17 protein-coding genes are annotated in these 18,313 nt (G+C 44.5%); 5 read left to right on the forward strand and 12 right to left on the reverse strand.

The window, feature by feature from the left end; all coding sequences use genetic code 11:
* Positions 1–227 precede the first annotated feature (227 nt).
* The gene (gene lldD / locus VEJY3_RS23540) at positions 228–1,370 is read left to right on the forward strand and encodes an FMN-dependent L-lactate dehydrogenase LldD (RefSeq protein ID WP_014234939.1); all 1,143 of its coding nucleotides are present in this window, start codon (positions 228–230) and stop codon (positions 1,368–1,370) included.
* Positions 1,371–1,484: 114 nt separating this feature from the next.
* On the opposite strand, the gene VEJY3_RS23545 is transcribed toward lldD, so the two are convergent.
* Complete coding sequence (locus VEJY3_RS23545; protein ID WP_014234940.1) at positions 1,485–1,832, reverse strand: helix-turn-helix transcriptional regulator; 348 nt, start codon at positions 1,830–1,832, stop codon at positions 1,485–1,487.
* A gap of 226 nt (positions 1,833–2,058) precedes the next feature.
* Between VEJY3_RS23545 and VEJY3_RS23550 the strand changes: the two genes are divergently transcribed.
* Positions 2,059–3,162, forward strand: coding sequence for a mechanosensitive ion channel family protein (locus VEJY3_RS23550; RefSeq protein ID WP_014234941.1), 1,104 nt, complete (start codon positions 2,059–2,061; stop codon positions 3,160–3,162).
* 60 nt (positions 3,163–3,222) lie between these two features.
* Here VEJY3_RS23550 and VEJY3_RS23555 read toward each other — a convergent pair whose 3' ends face one another.
* Positions 3,223–3,942 carry a carbonic anhydrase gene (locus VEJY3_RS23555; RefSeq protein ID WP_014234942.1) on the reverse strand — a complete coding sequence of 240 codons (720 nt, stop codon included), beginning with the start codon at positions 3,940–3,942 and terminating at the stop codon, positions 3,223–3,225.
* 343 nt (positions 3,943–4,285) lie between these two features.
* Between VEJY3_RS23555 and VEJY3_RS23560 the strand changes: the two genes are divergently transcribed.
* Positions 4,286–4,723, forward strand: coding sequence for a DUF3859 domain-containing protein (locus VEJY3_RS23560; RefSeq protein WP_014234943.1), 438 nt, complete (start codon positions 4,286–4,288; stop codon positions 4,721–4,723).
* A 77-nt stretch (positions 4,724–4,800) separates the two neighbouring features.
* On the opposite strand, the gene VEJY3_RS23565 is transcribed toward VEJY3_RS23560, so the two are convergent.
* Positions 4,801–5,004, reverse strand: a complete 204-nt coding sequence (locus VEJY3_RS23565; RefSeq protein ID WP_014234944.1) for a cold-shock protein — start codon at positions 5,002–5,004, stop codon at positions 4,801–4,803.
* Between the two features lie 569 nt (positions 5,005–5,573).
* On the opposite strand from VEJY3_RS23565, the gene VEJY3_RS23570 reads away from it, so the two are divergent.
* The gene (locus tag VEJY3_RS23570) at positions 5,574–5,774 is read left to right on the forward strand and encodes a hypothetical protein (protein WP_014234945.1); all 201 of its coding nucleotides are present in this window, start codon (positions 5,574–5,576) and stop codon (positions 5,772–5,774) included.
* A gap of 134 nt (positions 5,775–5,908) precedes the next feature.
* Here the strand turns inward: VEJY3_RS23570 and tdh are convergent, their stop codons facing one another.
* The 5 genes from tdh to VEJY3_RS23595 all read right to left on the reverse strand — a co-directional run bounded on the left by tdh (position 5,909) and on the right by VEJY3_RS23595 (position 13,244).
* Positions 5,909–6,940 carry an L-threonine 3-dehydrogenase gene (gene tdh, locus VEJY3_RS23575; protein WP_014234946.1) on the reverse strand — a complete coding sequence of 344 codons (1,032 nt, stop codon included), beginning with the start codon at positions 6,938–6,940 and terminating at the stop codon, positions 5,909–5,911.
* Between the two features lie 168 nt (positions 6,941–7,108).
* Positions 7,109–8,302 carry a glycine C-acetyltransferase gene (locus tag VEJY3_RS23580; protein ID WP_014234947.1) on the reverse strand — a complete coding sequence of 398 codons (1,194 nt, stop codon included), beginning with the start codon at positions 8,300–8,302 and terminating at the stop codon, positions 7,109–7,111.
* Between the two features lie 212 nt (positions 8,303–8,514).
* Positions 8,515–10,839: a bifunctional diguanylate cyclase/phosphodiesterase gene (locus VEJY3_RS23585; protein ID WP_014234948.1), complete on the reverse strand. Its 2,325-nt coding sequence runs from the start codon at positions 10,837–10,839 to the stop codon at positions 8,515–8,517.
* Positions 10,839–11,768 carry a transporter substrate-binding domain-containing protein gene (locus VEJY3_RS23590; RefSeq protein WP_020333443.1) on the reverse strand — a complete coding sequence of 310 codons (930 nt, stop codon included), beginning with the start codon at positions 11,766–11,768 and terminating at the stop codon, positions 10,839–10,841. The genes VEJY3_RS23585 and VEJY3_RS23590 overlap by 1 nt, the downstream gene beginning before the upstream one ends.
* A 60-nt stretch (positions 11,769–11,828) precedes the next feature.
* On the reverse strand, positions 11,829–13,244 hold the full coding sequence (locus VEJY3_RS23595; protein ID WP_014234950.1) for an aminotransferase class V-fold PLP-dependent enzyme: 1,416 nt from the start codon (positions 13,242–13,244) through the stop codon (positions 11,829–11,831).
* A 585-nt stretch (positions 13,245–13,829) separates the two neighbouring features.
* Here VEJY3_RS23595 and sodC point away from each other — a divergent pair.
* Entirely contained in the window at positions 13,830–14,303 is a 474-nt protein-coding gene (gene sodC / locus VEJY3_RS23600; protein ID WP_041170513.1) for a superoxide dismutase family protein, read from the forward strand.
* Between the two features lie 32 nt (positions 14,304–14,335).
* On the opposite strand, the gene VEJY3_RS23605 is transcribed toward sodC, so the two are convergent.
* From VEJY3_RS23605 to VEJY3_RS23620, 4 genes are all read right to left on the reverse strand, one after another.
* The gene (locus VEJY3_RS23605; protein ID WP_014234952.1) at positions 14,336–15,709 is read right to left on the reverse strand and encodes a HAMP domain-containing sensor histidine kinase; all 1,374 of its coding nucleotides are present in this window, start codon (positions 15,707–15,709) and stop codon (positions 14,336–14,338) included.
* Positions 15,710–15,729: 20 nt separating this feature from the next.
* Positions 15,730–16,479, reverse strand: coding sequence for a response regulator transcription factor (locus VEJY3_RS23610; protein WP_014234953.1), 750 nt, complete (start codon positions 16,477–16,479; stop codon positions 15,730–15,732).
* Between the two features lie 139 nt (positions 16,480–16,618).
* Entirely contained in the window at positions 16,619–17,311 is a 693-nt protein-coding gene (locus VEJY3_RS23615) for a spondin domain-containing protein (RefSeq protein ID WP_014234954.1), read from the reverse strand.
* A 9-nt stretch (positions 17,312–17,320) separates the two neighbouring features.
* Positions 17,321–18,004 (reverse strand): spondin domain-containing protein, encoded by a 684-nt coding sequence (locus VEJY3_RS23620; protein ID WP_014234955.1) that lies wholly within the window; start codon positions 18,002–18,004, stop codon positions 17,321–17,323.
* Between the last annotated feature and the right edge of the window lie 309 nt (positions 18,005–18,313).

Raw genomic sequence — 18,313 nt, forward strand, 5'->3', positions numbered from 1 at the left:
TTGACCTGCAAATCTCCCCCGGTAGCTGTGTCACCTTCAATCACTTTATATAACTGATTGAATAATTGGACTGATTGTTCAATCAATTATGTAAATTGGTTACTAGAATTACTCTATCTGATAGTTGTACTTCTTTGTTAACCCGTATTCTGATGTCGTCAGCTACTCCGTAGCGATGAGAAACCACGCTCCACAACTTTGCTTAGAATAAACGCTAGGACACAATTATGATTATATCTGCTTCTACCGATTACCGCGCAGCCGCTAAAGCCAAGCTACCTCCATTTTTATTCCACTATATTGATGGCGGCTCTTACGATGAACGTACTCTGAAGCGCAATACTGACGATTTAGGTGATGTCGCTCTTCGTCAACGCGTCCTACGTGATATGGCTGATTTAAGCCTGGAAACCGAGATCTTTGGTGAGAAACTCGCCATGCCTATCGCACTTGCTCCTGTTGGTTTGACGGGCATGTACGCACGCCGTGGCGAAGTGCAGGCAGCAAAAGCAGCAGAGAAAAAAGGCATTCCTTTCACAATGTCTACGGTTTCCGTTTGTCCGATTGAAGAAGTCGCTCCTGCCATTGAACGCCCAATGTGGTTCCAGCTATACGTGCTAAAAGACCGCGGCTTTATGAAAAACGTTCTTGAGCGCGCAAAAGCGGCTGGAGTAACGACGCTTGTGTTTACCGTAGATATGCCAGTACCAGGCGCACGCTACCGCGACATGCACTCAGGTATGAGTGGTCCTAATGCAGCAATGCGCCGCGTATTTCAGGCAATGCGTCACCCGAGCTGGGCACTGGATGTAGGCATGCTGGGTAAACCTCACGACTTGGGTAATATTTCCACTTACCGTGGTGAACCAACGAAGTTAGAAGATTACATTGGTTGGCTAGGCGCAAACTTTGACCCTTCAATTTCTTGGAAAGATCTAGAGTGGATTCGTGACTTTTGGGATGGCCCAATGGTAATCAAAGGCATTCTGGATGAAGAAGACGCAAAAGACGCGGTACGCTTTGGTGCCGATGGTATCGTCGTATCTAACCACGGTGGTCGTCAGCTGGACGGTGTGCTTTCTACCGCTAAAGCTCTGCCAAGTATCGCAGACGCGGTTAAAGGTGACCTGAAGATTTTTGCTGACTCTGGTATTCGAACTGGATTGGATGTGGTTCGCATGCTTGCTCTTGGCGCGGACTGTACGCTTCTTGGTCGTTCTTTTGTCTACGCACTGGCTGCACAAGGTGGTACTGGTGTAGAGAACCTGCTTGACCTTTACGACAAAGAAATGCGTGTAGCGATGACGTTAACCGGTGCTAAAACGATTGCCGACCTTTCACAAGACTCATTAGTGAAAATCCCGAGCTAATCCGATACATCAATAAAAAACGAGCCATCAAAGGCTCGTTTTTTATAGCTAATTAGCTAAGGGCTGGAGAGCGTAGTCGTCGTTCAAATAGTGATTGAGACCGGGCTACGAAAACTAGCTCACTTGATGCACGTATTCGATCACCACCTGATTGCCTTCGATAAATACGTTGCTAATATCGCCATCCACCGTTACTCGGCTTTGCAGTTGTACAGAACCTATAGCAGACATTTCTCGCTCATTTAGAGTCGGAATCACTTGACTAGGGCGCACATGTAGCTGCTCGCATAGCTGTTTTACAAAACCCAATGTCAGGGGTGAACTACCACGTAATAGGCCAGAAAACTCATGCAAGCTCACACCGAGGCGCTTCGCCATATCCATTTGAGTGATGTGCATTTTGGCTTTTTGTGACATCCAAGTGTTATAGAGCGCAATTCTATCCTGCTCTTTAAATTCCATATCTGCCTCCGCTAATTTTAAGTGGCAATACCCTCTCACACTTGCCACCGCTTAATGTTAGCGATAAGTCAAAGAACTTATAATTAAACGTTCAAGCCCTGTAAGGTAATGTTACTCACTCTACTGACAATAACGCCGGTGCTATACAATATTTGTTAAATTTCTGGGGTGAGCGTTTAATATCTGCTACCTTTCTCACCAAGACTCATTCGAAATAAAGTTACTTATGTCACAGTGGTTTACCGATCTTCAAAACTATATTCTTACCAACGGTGAAGAATGGAACAGCAGCGTTCTATTTATCACTCTCGCCAGTTTTATTGCATGGATCGCTTGGCGATTAATTCGCTCACGTTTAGCCATCCTGGTAGAGAAAACGCCATTCCATTGGGATGACATGTTGCTTGAGGCTCTCAAAGCGCCGGTGAGTACACTCATCTGGTGTTGGCCCGCCACCGTATCTCTCGGCATTATTTTAGAAAGCGAGCTAAACGATAAGATAGATTGGCTGAGCACACTCAAGCTCATTTTGATCATAAGCATCTTGGTCTGGACCTTGATGCGGCTAATCACCAATGTAGAAGAATACGTACTCGAACACCAAAAACGCGACGAAACGACGGTGCAGGCTATCGCGAAAGTGGCTCGCTTGTTCTTCGCCACATTGGGCGTTCTGACTATCATGCAGGCGTTTGGCCTTTCTCTGTCAGGTCTGCTCACCTTTGGTGGTGTGGGTGGTTTGATTGTGGGTTTAGCCGCGAAAGATTTGTTGTCTAACTTCTTTGGTGGTTTGATGATCTATTTCGACCGTCCCTTCAAAGTTGGCGACTGGGTTCGCTCTCCCGACAGAGAGATCGAAGGCACAGTTGAACGCATCGGGTGGCGCATGACGATTATTCGCACGTTTGATAAACGCCCGCTTTACGTTCCCAACTCGGTTTTTAGCAGCATTGTGGTAGAAAACCCGTCACGAATGCTCAACCGACGCATTTATGAAAAAATTGGCCTTCGCTATGACGACGCAGAAAAAGTGCCGGAGCTCATCAATGCAATCAAGGAAATGCTGAAGGCTCACAAAGACATCGACGCTCGTCAAACGCTCATCGTTAACTTCGATTCTTTCGGGCCATCATCGTTGAACTTCTTTATCTATACCTTCACAAAGACGGTTAACTGGGTGCGCTACCATGAGGTAAAGCAGGATGTCTTACTGCAAGTGATCACTATCATTAAAGAGCACAACGCAGACATTGCCTTCCCAACTCAAACGCTTAAGTTGGATCCGATTCAAATGGCCAATCAGACAGAACCAGACGAAAACGGCTTTTAACATTACATAAAGCGAAGCCCACTCAATTGAGTGGGCTTTTTCATTATGGTTTAGCAAGCGTTATTGCTTGGTTAAAATCAGACGCGCATTCAACGGCTGAACTGGACGATTATTTTCACCCATGGCTTGTTCAAATGTCGCGATTTGTTCTGCTGAAATCGTCTGAGGATCTTTAAGTACTAGCCAACGCACCCCTTCCGAGCATGGAGGCGTGGTCAAAGATCCATTAAATCGATAGTAATCCTTCTCACTCGGGATCAGAGCACTGGCATCAAATGGCACACTGATTGTCACGTTACTGTCTTTTGCTGGGACTTTATCTAATAGCTTATCCAAAGCAGGGTTTGCATCCCCTTCTTCGAAGAATACCGCGACTACCGCAAGATTACCTTGCTCATCTGCGTGAACATAATGCGCCTCTAACGGATAGGATTTACCATCTACATGGTTTTCTGATGGCGTATGGAAGTGGAATTGCTTGAGGTTAAATGACTTGCCGTCAACAAGCAGGTTGTTGTCGCCTTCTAGACTCGTTTGTAGCGTATGACCATTGTTTGTCAGTGCAATAGCTTTACCATTGTAATCTAATTCCAGCTTGGCCAATTCCGCCTGAACCGCTGATTGAATATCAATTGGGCTCTGGTTTTTACCCTGAGCACATTCAGAAGCAAATTCCCCCCAATGCTCCGGCCCATGGTTACCCTCATATCCCCAATTTGCAGCATGCGCTGTACCAACTAATGCTAGAGATAAACCTAGCGCTGTAAGTGACTTATTCATAGTTTTACCTTATTCCATCAAGCGAAGTATTTTTAACCTCGCTATACTAATCTCAGAAGATCCTGTCGGAATAGTCCGAAAACTATGATTGCAAATAAACTTTGGGAGCAAGACCTCTTGTTATGTAATTGATAGTTCTCCCACCAGCTTCTGTTTCACAGAAAGTCACAAAAAGACAAGCATCGAAGTCTTCGCATCCATCACATCAGGCGTAAAATGACGTCGAGTAATTCAGACACAACCTCACCATATTGGTCTGTTTTTGTGGGGATACAGGCCCTTGCTTGAAGCCCTGCCGGTATTTGGTAGAATCGCGGCATTATTCATGAGCGAGAACCAATGAGTGGCAAAACGTACTCCAGTTATAGAAATGACATCCTACGGTATTTATTCCCACTGGGATGCAAAAGCCAAAGAGTTGCCTCAAATTAAAGCGTTCACCCAAACGGTTACTGCCGATGAAGGGGTTGAATTTGGCTTTACCGTCAATATTAAGAAAGCGAAAGGACAACTTTTACAGTTTTGCATCCATCATCCGGGCATTATCAATAAAAAGGGTAAAGTACTCGCGCCTTTTGATGGAGAAGTGTATGTACGAAGTAATGATTGGCACTTCTATCTTGGCGATACCATTCAGCTACTGTGTCCGATTAACGGATTAGAGAGCAACTTAGGTGAATGGCGAATGACGCTAGAAATGCAAGGTAAAACAATCGCTGAAAAAACATTCAACGTTGTTGCTCGTGACGAAGGACAGTTCTGGAAAAGCCGAGGGTTTTAACCTGACTTATGCTTAAAAAACACTAAAAGCAGACTCATAGCGACACTTAATGAGCCTGCTTACTTTTCAATACTCAGTTATATAGGCTTAACATTAGTCGCACACGGACCTTTTTGCCCTTGCCCTACTTCATATTCTACTTTCTGGCCATCCGCCAGCGACTTATAACCACTCATTTTAATTTCCGAATGGTGGACGAATAAATCTTTACTGCCATCATCCGGTGTAATAAAGCCAAATCCTTTATCTCCATTGAACCACTTAACTATTCCTGTACTCATATTCTCAATCTTCATCTTTGGTGAACTATGGATGACTTACTTGTTATCACCATTACAAGAGCCATTTTGTTTTAAAGTTTTATATTGAATTAAAAGTAAGCCAATTAATAAAAACAAATAAAACTATAAGTAACCATTAGCTCAATATAGGCAATAGACAAGAAATTGCAGAAAATATTTAGGCTAACCTGTGTAAAAATCCAGCAGAAATCCACCATCAACCTACCGCTGCCAACTTTATCTAACCACCTATTTAACATTGAATTATGGGGTACACATCACACCAAAAAACAAAAACTCGAAGTAATCTCATGCATATAACTAAGTTTCATACCCAGGTGGGTATGAATAAATTTTTTGTCCGTTCGTCAGTAGGCTAATTTATATGCAACTTTATGGGATGTGCCCTTCGTGTAAGAAGAGTACGGTGTTTAATCGAATACACCGGACATTCATAGAAAAAGTATTCCGGAAAAAATACTTCAAATATGAGTGTATCAATTGTTCAGCAGAAGTTTTTTCTCACCAAACTCAAAGAGATATAGTTCTCCATCGAAATGGGAGCTTAAATGAACAATAACATCAGTTCTATGGATCAAGCTGAAGGTTTACGTCGTCTTGTTAAATCTCCAACTGGCTTAGATAAATTAAAGGCTCTACAGGTCGAATTACGTAGTGCCATCATCGCAGGGAAATACAAAGATGCGGACAGGCTAATGGCTTTGCTAGACAAAGCTCAAAAAGAGCTAGAAGAAACGCATTGGAGATAAACTGGCGCTCGATCTGCTAAACAAAACTCTACTTGGTTAGGACTTTGGGGGATTAATTCCAGACGTTTACTGGTTATTCATGTTCCCTAAAACAAAAAACGCCCCTTTCGGAGCGTTTTTCTTACTTAGAATGGTTATTCCCAATCAAGGATAACTTTGCCAGACTGACCGCTACGCATAACGTCGAAGCCTTCTTGGAAGTCATCAATCTTGTAGTGGTGCGTGATGATTGGCGACAGATCCAGACCCGATTGGATCAGGCTTGCCATCTTGTACCAAGTTTCGAACATCTCACGTCCGTAGATACCTTTGATAACCAGACCTTTGAAGATCACTTGGTTCCAGTCGATACCCATGTCTGATGGTGGAATACCTAGCAGAGCAATACGACCGCCATGGTTCATGGTTGTTAGCATTGAGTTGAACGCTGCAGGGTTGCCAGACATTTCAAGGCCAACATCGAAGCCCTCTGTCATGTTCAACTCTGCCATTACATCTTCTAGCTTCTCTTCTGCTACGTTTACTGCGCGAGTTACACCCATCTTACGAGCAAGTTCCAGACGGTACTCGTTGACGTCTGTAATGACTACGTGACGTGCACCAACGTGTTTTGCAACTGCAGCTGCCATGATGCCGATTGGACCAGCGCCCGTGATCAGCACATCTTCACCAACTAGGTCGAAAGAGAGTGCGGTGTGTACTGCGTTACCAAACGGGTCGAAGATCGATGCTAGATCGTCAGAAATCTCATCTGGGATCTTAAACGCGTTGAACGCTGGGATAACCAAGTATTCTGCAAATGCACCTTCACGGTTTACACCTACACCTATGGTATTGCGACAAAGGTGTGTACGACCACCACGACAGTTACGACAGTGACCACAAGTAATGTGACCTTCGCCAGATACGCGATCACCAATTTCAAAGCCACGAACTTCCTGACCAATCGCTACAACTTCACCCACGTATTCGTGGCCCACAACCATAGGTACTGGAATGGTTTTTTGTGACCACTCGTCCCAGTTGTAGATGTGTACGTCTGTACCACAGATAGCCGTTTTCTTAATTTTGATCAGAATGTCGTTATGGCCAACCTCAGGTTTTTCCACCTCAGTCATCCAGATGCCTTCTTCAGGCTTTAGCTTTGATAATGCTTTAATTTTCATAGTATTCACCAAATATTGCTCCGCTCAGTGCGCAACAAAAAATTCTCTATAACTTTCATTATCACTCAACAGCGTGGGTGAAAAGGCTTAACCCAATGAGCCTTCTCCAAGGGAGATTTGGGCAAGCCTTTGTCATAAACCCACGTGAAACACGAGCGATACAGAAACTTAAATAATACCCATGTCCTTACCAACCTGGATGAACGCATCAATCGCACGATCCAGTTGCTCACGAGAGTGCGCCGCTGACATTTGAGTGCGGATACGCGCCTGACCCTTTGGTACAACAGGGAATGAGAAGCCGATTACGTAGATGCCTTTTTCTAGTGCACGCTCAGCGAACTCAGCCGCAACTTTCGCGTCACCAAGCATGATTGGGATGATTGCGTGATCAGCACCACCCATCGTGAAGCCAGCCGCTTCCATACGTGCACGGAAATGCGCTGCGTTTTCCCACAGGCGGTCACGTAAGTTGCCACTTTCTTCTAGCAGGTCTAGAACTCGGATAGAGGCATTTACGATTGCTGGTGCAACCGAGTTTGAGAATAGGTACGGACGAGAACGCTGACGTAGCCAGTCGATCACTTCTGCTTTACCTGATGTATAGCCGCCTGAAGCGCCGCCCATTGCTTTACCAAGCGTACCAGTGATGATGTCGATACGGTCAACCACGTTGTGGTGCTCGTGCGTGCCTGCACCGGTTTTACCCATAAAGCCAACCGCGTGAGAGTCATCAACCATAGTTAACGCGCCGTATTTTTCCGCCAGGTCACAGATAGCTGGAAGGTTCGCAACCACGCCGTCCATCGAGAACACACCATCCGTTACGATAAGAATGTGGCGAGCACCCGCTTCTTTTGCCGCAATCAGTTGTTGCTCTAGCTCTTCCATGTTGTTGTTTGAGTAACGGAAGCGCATTGCTTTACACAGGCGAACACCATCAATGATAGACGCATGGTTTAGTGCGTCAGAGATAATTGCATCTTCTTTACCAAGAATGGTTTCAAACAGACCTGCGTTTGCGTCAAAGCAAGAGGTGTAAAGAATCGTGTCTTCTTTACCCAGGAACTTAGACAGTTTCTGCTCTAGCTCTTTGTGGATGTCTTGAGTACCACAAATGAAGCGTACTGACGCCATACCAAAACCATGCTCATCCATACCCACTTTACCTGCTTCAATCAGTGCAGGGTGATTAGCAAGGCCTAAGTAGTTATTTGCACAGAAGTTCAGTACTTCTTCACCGGTTGAGATTTTCACAGCAGCTTGCTGTTGAGACGTAATAATACGTTCTGCTTTGTAAAGACCTTCAGCCTTCACTTCTTCAATTTGCTGTTGAATCTGTTGGTAAAATGCAGAAGACATTCGCAATTCCTTCTTGATTACGTTGGCGAGTTTTCACTCGTTTTGAATTTGGTTTAGCCTTTGTGTGACGGGCGTCACCGGCGATCACTTATCAATTAATTGTAGTGTAATTCAAAGCAGGAAGAGGGATTATCCCTTGAGGTGGAAAAGCATTGATGAACTTGAGGCACAAATATCATCAATGCTTAGCTATGACATTGTATTAAAAGGATTTACAACCAGCTTGGTTGCTTAAGTAAGGCGTCGAACTCCTCTGCGGGTACTGGGCGGCTATAGTAGAAACCTTGTCCAAACTCACAGTTTAGGTTGTTGAGATAATCGACATGTCGGCGCTCTTCGATTCCTTCAGCAACAATTTTGAGATTGAGTGCTTTTGCCATCGCGACAATTACACTGACCAGTTCTTGATCCGACTCATTTTCAAACACGTTTTGCATGAAAGCTCTATCGATTTTCAGACGATCAAATGGGAATTTCTGCAAGTAACTCAGTGCCGAATAGCCCGTACCAAAATCATCAATGGTCAGTTTGGTTCCCAATGAACGCAAGTTGTTCAGCATGTCCAATAACTCTTGGTCATGGTTGAACAGTAAACTTTCCGTCACTTCGACATCAAACTTATCGGCTGGGAGCCCCGATTCACTTAAGTTTTGAGTTATCAAATCAAGTAATTTTTCACAATAACGGAACTGAACACTAGAGAAGTTGACCGACATAAATAAAGGTGTAATTGATTGCCACTGCGCTGCTCGCAGACAAGCTTGCTGGATGGCAAACTCACCCACTTGGTGAATCAATCCATTTTTCTCAGCGATGGAGATAAACTCTTCAGGATTAACAAATCCGTATTTTTCATCTTTCCAGCGCATTAATGCTTCTGCACCAACAATCTCGCCTGTTTTTAGCTCAACAATAGGCTGGTAATACAATTCCAACAATTGATTAGAAATTGCGTGACGCAATCGGCTTTCCAAATCAAGATAGCGTTGCAGATCCTGGTTCATGTTCTGGTCATAAAAACAGAAAGCATCTCGGCCATCTTGCTTAACGCGATACATTGCCATATCAGCACTTGCCAATAACTGCTCCGCAGTTTCACCATCATCAGGGAACACTGACATCCCAATACTACTGGTGAGGAAAAACTCATGGTTGTTCCACATCAACGGCGCATCAAAAGCAGTGAGTACACTAGATGCGACACGTTTGGCTGTGTCACCATCAGGCAAGTCAGGCACCACTAATAAAAATTCGTCACCGCCTATTCTGGCTAGTAAGTCGGTTTTTCTCGCGACACCGTGTAAACGTTGCGCACTAAGCTTAAGGATTTCATCACCAACAAAGTGGCCCATGGAATCATTGATCTGTTTAAAATGATCCAAATCGATAAACATAACCAACACTTTAGAGCCACTACGAGCAGCGCGGATCAATTCCAACGCCAATCGCTCTGAACCGTAACTACGATTTGGCAAGTTGGTTAAGGTGTCATATTTCGCTTGGAATTCGAGCTCTTTTTCTGATGCGATACGACGTTCTATTTCATTAGTAAGCTTTTGGTTTTGTTTAGAAAGAATATCCTTACGCTTTTTCTCTTCTTCAAGCTTTATTTTTAATTCAATTCTATTATTATTCGCGATGAAAGCGTAACAAAGACCGCTAACAATCATTACAGCAAGAATACTCAAGCCAATAATAAATAATCGAGAGGTAAGAACATCACTTTCACTTAAAGGCTCAAACCAGGCTCTCAATTTAAAGTGATAGCGTTCAACTGGCACTTCAAAATATATTTTACTTGTCAGTTCTTTAGGTTCTAGGGAACTCTCGTGTTGATTATCTATAGAATTCTTTGTTATTGAATCCCAAACAACCATCTCAACGTTTTTAACATTGAGAACCATCCGGCTATAGCTATCTTCGTGCTCTTGATTGGTTAATTGCTCAATCACGACACTTGTGTTGATGTCTGCAACAATAAAAGCGACTTGTTTTCCTGAAAACTGTACTTTTTTGACCACTTGAATGAGTGTGCCATCACCCTCATCAGACGCGTAGACTTCCTCTGTGTGATTATGATCGATCATCAGTTTATGAACATCAACTGACTGTAACCTCTCAGGATTTGTAGAGATGATAATCGTTCCATCACCGCCCACCAGCGTTAACTTGTCATAAATATGGCTGTTATTTATTTTTTTACTGGCGATTTTACTGTCAAAACGATGCTTCAGATTGATCAGGCTCGCACCCAGTCCATACTCCATAGACATACCAGACGCCAAATTGGCAAAAAATGTTTGGACGGTCTTATCACTGGATAAATTTTCAATGTCTTCACTTGCAATCGTAAATAAGTTATCAAGTGTACTTGCATAACTTTTTACTTTTAAGTCTAGCTCTCTATGTTGTGATTCTTTTAATTTATTTTGGCCAAGACTTGTAACAACAATAAGCATCGCCAAATAAACCGACACTAATATTGCGCTTATTGTTATTATTTTTCTGCTGGATATTTTTTTAACAGCCTTTTTCATTAATTTTTCTTACTTTCTTCTATGAAGTAATCATTATAAAAGTAGTAGATCGATGGATAATATTTCTTCACTAGCATTTCGTACGTTCCATCTTCCTTAATCGCGTCCAAATAACGATCAAAGGCTTCGCGTAATTCTGGTGAATTTTTTCGGAATGCTACCGCCATCTTTTGATTTTCTGATATTGGACCGATCACTTTTATTTCACCAGGCCATTTTTCAAGCGCGATGAGAGTATCTGCAACATCTAACAAAGTGCTTTCCGCATCATTCTTCATAATTGCTGGCACCATCTCGTTGAGAAGGCGGTGACCATCAGGAAGAATCACTTTTGCTCCAGTGTCATACAAGTCATAAAGATTGGGGTCAAGACATGAGTGTTCCAAGGCTAGTACCTCTCGACCATCTATGAGATCTTTCACTATGCCGATGTCTTCATCAATGGAGCCAGTTGGCTTAATTGGAGACAGCGACGAATCCGTTCTGGATACTAACCAAACACCAGAAGGAAAGTAGTCCTTCGAAAAATCAACAACCTCAGTTCTCCAGTCGAGGATGGTCACACCATTTGCAATCAAGTCGCCTTCAATAGGTGTTGTTTCACCCAAAACGGCTCGTTTATCTTGGTAATGAACATGTTGGCCAATGAGCTTGCCGATCATATTGCTCCACTGAGCAGGCACGTATTCATAACGCACGCCCAAAGACTGAGCAAATCCTCTCACTATGTCGACATCAAACCCGGTGAGTGTTTCCATTTCACCTTGTTCGATATAAGAAACAAAATTGGCATAAGGAACACCGATATGGCGCAGGACTCCACTCTCGCGGATCTCTTGGAGATCACTTGACCAAACTGAAGAAGACATAACGGTGGCCGTTATTATCCCCATCGCGGCTATGGTTCGTTTAAGTATCTTGACTGACATAGTGCTTAACCTTTTTCACAAAGCGCCCAAAACTGGACGCTTACGTGATCAATAACAATCTTAGAATGAGTAGTACAAGTCTGTAATTGCTTGAACTAACCCTTCTACATCTTGCTCATCATGGAACAAGTGTGTAGAGATACGCAGCGCATACGTATTGTGTGAATCATCTTTCTTCAACTTGAAATCCGTTGTACGGATGATATAGCCATACTCCTCGCGCAAGCGATCCCGGAACAGCGTGAGAGCTTCACCGTTCGTCTCATCTGCAAGTGGGTTAAACGTCGTGATACCACTGGTTAAACCCTCTACGTTTGGTGAGAAGATCTTTGCTTGTGGTAAAGCTTCAGCAAGCAACTCTTTACACAGACTACCTAAGCCAAGGACACGCTCTTCAATTCGATCTCGGCCAATCTCATCCCACATTTTACAGCTGTCAGTTAACGCTTGTTTCGCTGGGAAGTTATCGTTACCAATGTACTGAAACTGAGTCTGTTGGGACATACCAGTATGAGCAAGTGATGAGTTAATCAACCAAAGCGGGTTTTCAAGTTCCCGCTCCCAGTACTCGCTTAAACGATCACCCTTCCTTACGTATAAAATACCAGTCGCGCCAGCACCACACTGCCACTTATGACCAGAACCTGCATAAAAGTCACAGTCTATGTCATGGAAGTCGAGATTTAACATACCAATGGTGTGAGCACCGTCGATCATCGTAGGGATGCTGTTCTCATTCGCAAGTTTACAAATCGCCTTGGCTGGAAGTGCCGTACCTGTTTTGTAAGTGATATGAGAGAAAACGATCAGTCGGACGTTCTTACCAGCGTTAAGATTATCTTCAATCGCCTTACTGAACACGTCGACATAAGCTTCTTCAGAGACCTCTTCGGTACCAGTAAACACCGGAAGTTGAATTTGAATCACCTCAGCTTTAAAACGCTCTGCTGCCACGTGAAGAGGCGAAAGAGCTGCTGCATGTTCATGGTGCGTTGTGAGGATAACGTCACCTTCTTCGAAATCCAGTCCGTTGATGATTGTACATAAGCCATCAGTGGTGTTACGACTAAGAATGATCTCTTCCGCATCTGCACCAAAGCCCGCAGCAATTTCCGCGGCCATATTGGTAACTTGTGGCCAAGAACCAAACTTGCCTTGCATATCCCATGGGTATGTTGCTACTAGCTTGTTATTGTCTGCGTAGTTTTCCAGTACATGCTTAGGCATAGAGCCTGTCGTGCCAATGTTCATGTACGTCGTTTTTTTGTCTAGAACAAACTGCTTTTGAACTTTACGCCAAAATTGTCTATCGTTTTTACTACCTAGACCTTGGCTGCCCCAGTTAATTTTCTGCTCACCTGCTTGTGCAAGGCCTGAGAAGGCAGATGCACTCACACCAGCAACAACGGCACCCGTTGCTCCTTTCAGAAAATTACGGCGGCTGCGATCAGTCTGAGTAGATTCCTTGTTGCTCATCTTTTTCATTCCTTGTCGAAATTAGCCATCTTATTGTTAATTAAATACACGTAACTATTTGTTACTAAAACATTATTACTTATTCAAACCAAACTTGAATTTTTTTCAACGTTGTTAAGTGATCTTTGTTCCATTTTTCTAACAAAATGATGACATATTAGACACCCAAACTATCATTTATATTCACCCAAACTCATATTAAAATAGTAGTTAAATTAGAGCGATTTAGTAGGGAAAATTTAATTTATTCGCTCGAGTAAAACCGATTCGTTCATTCGCTTTTAGTTCTACACATCTGTTTTTCTTCATGGTTTCGAACAAGTTTGCCGTTGACTCTCCGCTTATCACGGTGATTCTTATGTCAAATATGTCTGATGTGCTACGTTTTATTAGGGTCAGAATATACGGTTCTGGCTTTAGAACTTTCCCCAGTTCACGTCAAAAGTTGTTTGAAGAGCATGACGCTACGCGTGTCTCTTTCCGACACTCGCACATCGAACTTACTACCATCCGAATAGTTATATGGAAGGGCAAACCATGTTAAAAGGATTACTGCGGATTTCTGCACCCGTAACATTGATTGGAATGATCGCACCTGCCGCTATCGCTCAATCGATCACCATGACTGATCTCAATACCAACAAAAGCGTTGGTACGGTTGAGCTATCAGAGAGTCAATACGGCGTTGTATTTTCGCCTCAATTGACCAGTATCCCTGCAGGGCTACATGGCTTTCACGTGCATGTAAACCCATCTTGTGAAAGTGCAGAAAAAGACGGAAAAAACGTCTTAGGCGGTGCAGCTGGCGGCCATTATGATCCACAAAATACCGGAAAACATGGGTATCCGTGGACAGACGATAACCACCTTGGCGATCTTCCTCCCTTGTATGCGGATATGGAAGGAAATGCCGTTTCACCCGTCGTTGCACCACGCCTAAAACTGTCCGATTTGAAAGGCCGAGCCCTGATGATACATGCAGGTGGGGATAACCATTCCGATCAACCAGCGAAACTCGGTGGTGGTGGGGCCCGCATTGTTTGTGGCGTAATTGAGTAACGAGTCAAATCCTTGACTCATTCACACTTCTCTCATACTGCGGGAAGTGTGAATCGTTGGGTAAATCGTGACGCTGTCATAGCAGTTTCTAAGTAACTGTGATGCAACATTAAAATGGACTGCACAATTTTAGTTCCGATACCTAATGAACCTTGGTGAGACTCTGACGCAATGTGGTTGGAAAGCGTAAAGTGGGCACTGGCTCTGTCATCACTGAGATTGATTCGACAAACGACGGTCGACCCTGACGGACTATGGCGTAACGCGTTTTCCAACAAGTTCAGCAGCATCCTTTCCAGCAACCCTTTATCTCCAATGGTCTGTATTTGCTCTTCCATCTCTACACTCAGCGTCACTTCCTTGTTCTGAAATTGACCTTGCATCGTTTCAGCACACTCTGTTACCAACTCAGCCAAATCTACGGGAAGATATTCGTAGCTCGGTAGCGTGGCTTCTTTTTTCGCCTCTTCGAGTAATGCATGCAGTTGTCTGGAAAGTTTTTCTCCATTTCGAAAAGCCACATCAATAAGAGGATCCGATTCAGGATGTTGTAATCGCCACGTTTCTAAATACCCCAATACACTTGAAAGCGGCGTCTTTAAATCGTGACTTAATTGCACAAGACTTTGACGACGCTGAGAAGATTGATATTCGAGGTGTAAGAATTGCTGCTGGATGTGCTTTGCCATCAATTGGTAAGAATGAGCCACGGGTATTAACTCTGGAACCTGACGAGTAAACTCTGGATGCAGACGAAAATCATGTTCCGCCTGCTGTTGCAATTGATCGGTCACTCGCTCGATAGGATTAAGAAGACTGCGCTTCACCAACATATAAGCACCGAAAGCGAAGCCTAATATGGAGAGTAATACCAGCCCAGCGAGTGCGAGGTAAGGCGTATCAACTTGCGCGTTAGCAATCGCTGTGTGACGGGAGCTGCCGATCACAACATAAAGATAACCTACCGTTGAGCCAAGCTCTTCAATCGCCGCGACGGAAAACACTTTATGTCGCTCACTATTTCGCGGATCGTCGCCTAAAATCGGAAAAGTATCACCGCGTAAAAACTGTTTGATCGGAGCAAGATCCACCGACTTCAACAGCTTTGTCCCATCCGGAGCGGCATGTGTGGTGATATTCCCCTGACTATCAAGAAAATAGATTTCGAAGTCGGGCCCAATCAACATTAAAGTATGGAAGATCGATTTTAGCGCTTTCGGGTTGTAATCTGTCCCTATCATCAACGGATTATCATCGCGCATATGACTGGCGAGTTCTTTGTGTAAACTCTGCTGAGTGCGAAGTTCGATGGTCTCTTTCTGCCAGTTATAAGTCAGCGCAATGGCAGCGGCAGCCAAACAAAACCATACCGTGGTAAACACAACCAAACGAGACTTGAAGCTCATCCTTTCGCCTCCTAACTGGCTCATTGGTGCGACTGAAATTTGTAACCCACACCCCAAACTGTCTGGATAAAATGATGCTCAGAATCCGAGAGCATCAACTTAGAGCGCAAGCGATTAATAGTGCTACAAACCGTGTGATGATATCCGGCGTGATTGGTATTCCAGACATGATCGAGCAGTTCATCTTTGCTATATACCCTGCCGGGGCGAGTCGCGAGAAACTGTAACAACGAGAATTCCATCGCCGTCAGCGAAACATCTTTATTGTTGAGCGAAACCTGATGCAACGCCGGAACAATCTTTAACGCGCCAAAATTCAAAGCGTCTTCGGTCTCTCTGGCCTTGTTATCTGTCGTTTGATTTGCTCGGCGTAATACATTCCTCACTCGAGCTTGAAACTCCAGCACACTAAAGGGTTTCGTTATGTAGTCGTCAACATCTGCCTCTAAACCATCGACTTTGTCCATTTCACTGTCTCTCGCAGTCAGCACCAGAACTGGCGTCCAATCTTGCTGCTGACGCAAGTAATGGCAAAGTTCTAAACCATCACCATCTGGTAGCCCCCTGTCGAGGATAACCAGGTCAAAAGTCTGTCGCTGATACTCAGCTTTGCCCTTTTCGATGCTAACGACTCGCGTGACATGATGCCCTTGAAACTTAAGGTGCATTTGAACCAGCTCGGCTAAATCATTATCGTCTTCTATCAACAAAATGTTCGCTGCTAAATTGATTGCTGGGTTAACTGCTGAGTTAATAGATTGCTGCGCCATGATCCTTTCCCTGCGAATGACTTGCCCTATCTTGAGATAGCCTCATTCTGCACATGACCGGATCAAAGCACGCTTTCTTTCAATAAAAGGCTCCGGCGGTAGAAGCAAGAGAATTAAGCTTAGCCGCCGGAAGCTCTGTTTACTCTATTCGCGTGATCGTCACCTTCGCGCCAGGGTTTAGAAATCGGTGATTCGCAGCCAAGGTAGAATTCGTCAGCCCATCATCGTGGCTAATAACGCCAGCATGGAAGGCGACCATGTCGGCGTTGTCATTACGCTCTGCATTGAAACCTTCTCCGCCACCAGCCGGGCCTGGAATCGTCGCAGCGAGTTCATCATTGAGCTCGGTTCCGGAATCCCACACGTTCATGTTCATTTCGTAGCTGTCACCAACCGCGAGCGATTTAAGTGACAAGCCGGTCTCGCCAACAAAGGCATCGTTAGTGTTTACCAACATAGATGCCACCGACAAAAAACCATAGCGATGTGGGTTAAGGGTAATCGTCACTTCGTCAGAAGCCCCCGGAAGTAACAATCCATTCCCCGATACCCCCTGATAAACATTGCTGTCGCTGTTCATCATCGCAAGCAACTCGGCATTACTGCCACCTTCAGCTAAGTGTTCTAAGGCGACCGAAGCACTTAGACCAATTTCAAATAAGCGGAAGTCACTATTATGAGTAAGTACCGCCAGTGGAGACATAGGCTGATTTGCAGTGAGGTTCACCACATTTACCGTATATCGGAATGACGTTACCTCGTCGTTGTCATCATTATTACAACCTGCGAGTAGAGCGACTGACGCAGCCACTAGTAAGATTCTGTATTTCATACGTCCCCCTTACTTCACTACGATGGTGATGGTAGCTACGGGGTTTAACCAACGGTGACTGCTACTGTCTAGGTCGCTCATACCACCGAGCGAATCACTGTCACCCAAATTCCCCGGATGTACATGAACTTTGTCATTTGAGACCACAGTTTCAACACCCGTCCCGCCACTTCCGAAAGTAATAAAAGGCGGATTGGGTATGCTTGCCACTAACTCGTCATTGGCTTCTGTGCCTGCATCGTAGCTGTTCAATGCTGCTTTATAAGTACCTGCTGCCGTAGGAATTTCCCAGCTATCTAAACCAACAAATCCATCATTGGTCGGCAACAGCATTGCGCTGAGAGAAAGATAACCATGATCGCCACTGTCAAAGGTAAACGTGGTTGCAGTCCCCGGATTAAGGAAGCCACCTGCCGGATTTTCTAATACAGTGCCCCCAGCGTTACCAATCACGCTGGATAAACCGGAAATGTCGCCTTGTTCAGCCATCGCTTCTAACTCCGACGTCGCGGCTTCACCCACTCTGAACATATGCAGATTAGCGCCATGTGCGGCCACAATGAGCGGAGTAAAATAGATGCCTTTGGTAGCGTTGGTTACGGTAATTTCTAATTCTGCTGCGCTCACCGATGCTCCGCCAAACGTCAGAGCGACAGAAGCCATGGCGAGACTAAGTTGGGTACGTTTTTTCATTGTGAGTCCATCCTTTAATGAGAGTGGTATCCAAGCCCGTTAACTCATCGTCTTACGGCTGCCTGGGTAAAGTTACGATCGAACGCCTTCCGTTCTGCTTCTAAGCATGGCGAGTAGATCTATCGGCAACTTCATCAAATTCTCATAAAATTCTCACAACTTCTGGTTCGGTTGATGACACGTAGAAATGGCCCTCTTCTAATCGGTTGAGCGCACTCTGATTACTGAACAAAACAAGCGATACATGCTTTCTGACGAAAATATCGTGAAAGCGAGACTGATACACTTGAACTCAGCCATGTCGTGCCA

Source organism: Vibrio sp. EJY3, assembly GCF_000241385.1.
Classification (GTDB): domain Bacteria; phylum Pseudomonadota; class Gammaproteobacteria; order Enterobacterales; family Vibrionaceae; genus Vibrio; species Vibrio natriegens.

Excerpts from the sequence above, each read along its gene's own strand:
- lldD (WP_014234939.1), top strand. The coding sequence starts at position 228 with ATGATTATATCTGCTTCTACCGATTACCGCGCAGCCGCTAAAGCCAAG.
- VEJY3_RS23545 (WP_014234940.1), bottom strand. The coding sequence starts at position 1,832 with ATGGAATTTAAAGAGCAGGATAGAATTGCGCTCTATAACACTTGGATG.
- VEJY3_RS23550 (WP_014234941.1), top strand. The coding sequence starts at position 2,059 with ATGTCACAGTGGTTTACCGATCTTCAAAACTATATTCTTACCAACGGT.
- VEJY3_RS23555 (WP_014234942.1), bottom strand. The coding sequence starts at position 3,942 with ATGAATAAGTCACTTACAGCGCTAGGTTTATCTCTAGCATTAGTTGGT.
- VEJY3_RS23565 (WP_014234944.1), bottom strand. The coding sequence starts at position 5,004 with ATGAGTACAGGAATAGTTAAGTGGTTCAATGGAGATAAAGGATTTGGC.
- VEJY3_RS23570 (WP_014234945.1), top strand. The coding sequence starts at position 5,574 with ATGAACAATAACATCAGTTCTATGGATCAAGCTGAAGGTTTACGTCGT.
- tdh (WP_014234946.1), bottom strand. The coding sequence starts at position 6,940 with ATGAAAATTAAAGCATTATCAAAGCTAAAGCCTGAAGAAGGCATCTGG.
- VEJY3_RS23580 (WP_014234947.1), bottom strand. The coding sequence starts at position 8,302 with ATGTCTTCTGCATTTTACCAACAGATTCAACAGCAAATTGAAGAAGTG.
- VEJY3_RS23585 (WP_014234948.1), bottom strand. The coding sequence starts at position 10,839 with ATGAAAAAGGCTGTTAAAAAAATATCCAGCAGAAAAATAATAACAATA.
- VEJY3_RS23590 (WP_020333443.1), bottom strand. The coding sequence starts at position 11,768 with ATGTCAGTCAAGATACTTAAACGAACCATAGCCGCGATGGGGATAATA.
- VEJY3_RS23595 (WP_014234950.1), bottom strand. The coding sequence starts at position 13,244 with ATGAGCAACAAGGAATCTACTCAGACTGATCGCAGCCGCCGTAATTTT.
- sodC (WP_041170513.1), top strand. The coding sequence starts at position 13,830 with ATGATCGCACCTGCCGCTATCGCTCAATCGATCACCATGACTGATCTC.
- VEJY3_RS23605 (WP_014234952.1), bottom strand. The coding sequence starts at position 15,709 with ATGAGCTTCAAGTCTCGTTTGGTTGTGTTTACCACGGTATGGTTTTGT.
- VEJY3_RS23610 (WP_014234953.1), bottom strand. The coding sequence starts at position 16,479 with ATGGCGCAGCAATCTATTAACTCAGCAGTTAACCCAGCAATCAATTTA.
- VEJY3_RS23615 (WP_014234954.1), bottom strand. The coding sequence starts at position 17,311 with ATGAAATACAGAATCTTACTAGTGGCTGCGTCAGTCGCTCTACTCGCA.
- VEJY3_RS23620 (WP_014234955.1), bottom strand. The coding sequence starts at position 18,004 with ATGAAAAAACGTACCCAACTTAGTCTCGCCATGGCTTCTGTCGCTCTG.